This is a genomic window from Bacteroides sp. 1001302B_160321_D4 (assembly GCF_015667765.1).
In the GTDB taxonomy this organism is placed as follows: Bacteria; Bacteroidota; Bacteroidia; order Bacteroidales; family Bacteroidaceae; genus Bacteroides; species Bacteroides xylanisolvens.
The window spans coordinates 1-1,072 of the sequence record NZ_JADPLO010000154.1 but is presented as its reverse complement, the minus strand read 5'-3'; the positions used below and the strand labels follow the sequence as shown (position 1 = coordinate 1,072).

Genomic DNA, 1,072 nt, shown 5'->3' with positions numbered 1-1,072 from the left:
AGTAATTGCACTTCAAAATACAGTATATAAATGACTATTAATATATATCTCATCAGTCTGTATATTTTATCTCATAGTAATTTTTAATATCTCCAGGTTCTAACAGTTCCTTTTTACATAAACCTTGTTCATCATAAAAATGGAAATATACATTTTTACCGTCACTTGTACGAATTGCATCAGTTATTGCTACAGCATGATAATCCATATGTCCTGTATTCTTATTTAATACTTCAATGACTGCTATACCACATGCATAATTTAAATTTCCTTTAGATATCTCGTTTATAAATTCTGGAACATTTAATTCTTTTGCCTCAAATCCTAAATATTCAGCTAGCCCCTCAATATATTTACCTTTTACCCCATTAAAAGTTAAATTAAGAATTTCTTCATTAGAAAGATTCTGTTTTTTCAAGTATTCAAAATATTCTACTCTTACTTCTTCATTCGTCATTTTTTTATTCTGTAAACGAGATAGCAATTCAGAAAGGCTGTCGTATACACAAGTTCCATTAAGATCAATGACACCACTTTGCTCATTATTCTCCGAAGGAGTAATTCCCCCTCCACCACCTCCATAAAAATGATAACCATAAAATCCCGGATAACCATAATGATTGGAATAACCATTATGCCCCCAGTAACCATTATGTCCATGATAGTAATTATTATGATTAGGATTGTAACCATTATAACCTAGATATCCACCTGTATTACCCCCATTACCTGGCCAACTACTACCAGGCCAAAAGGAGCCACCTCCACCATGTCCGGAAGGATGATAACTACCCGAATAGTTATAATGATTCGGATATATATAAACTTGCGGCGTTATCCACCCCATACCGTATACCCAGCCACCATTCCAATGACCGGAGTACATCATAGAGTCAAACTCATCCTGTGTATAAGGATCCGATGAAGATCCTGAACCGCCACCAATAAATGTCTTTTGAGACGCTTTGTCTATTACAGAACTAGCATCCTGCAATTCAAACAAACTAAATCGACCTACTTTTTTCATTATACTTCTATTTTAACTGATCAATCTTAATCCATAATAAAAAAC

1 protein-coding gene is annotated in these 1,072 nt (G+C 33.8%); it reads right to left on the bottom strand.

Features of this window, described 5'->3' with window-relative positions:
* Positions 1-52: 52 nt before the first annotated feature.
* Positions 53-1,027 carry a hypothetical protein gene (locus KFO40_RS25580; protein WP_008647932.1) on the bottom strand — a complete coding sequence of 325 codons (975 nt, stop codon included), beginning with the start codon at positions 1,025-1,027 and terminating at the stop codon, positions 53-55.
* Between the last annotated feature and the right edge of the window lie 45 nt (positions 1,028-1,072).